Annotated in this window: 1 protein-coding gene; it reads left to right on the forward strand. The window is 50.2% G+C overall.

Features of this window, described 5'->3' with window-relative positions; genetic code table 11:
• Window positions 1-156 precede the first annotated feature (156 nt).
• Window positions 157-253 (forward strand): IS1 family transposase (locus JUJ53_RS01920; RefSeq protein WP_204149982.1); only part of this gene is annotated, 97 nt, incomplete at its 3' end.

The following is a 253-nucleotide window of genomic DNA, read 5'->3' on the forward strand; positions in this document are numbered from 1 at the left end:
TCAGCAGTAAAGTGGCCACCGCCATGACCAAACAAAGCCGCGATAGTGCCGGAGCAGAGCGAATCTCAGAGCGTTCCAGTTGAAAACCATTGGCCTTCTCATCTAAAAATTCGGCGTTGCATAATATAAAATGATGTGGAGTCAAGGAAGTCCATCATGAATTGTCCTCATTGTGCCAGCACCAACGTTGTCAAGAATGGGCATCGCAACGGCAAACAAAGCTACCTGTGCCGAGACTGCCGCCGCCAGTTCC

Source organism: Leptolyngbya sp. CCY15150 (assembly GCF_016888135.1).
Lineage (GTDB): Bacteria > Cyanobacteriota > Cyanobacteriia > RECH01 > RECH01 > RECH01.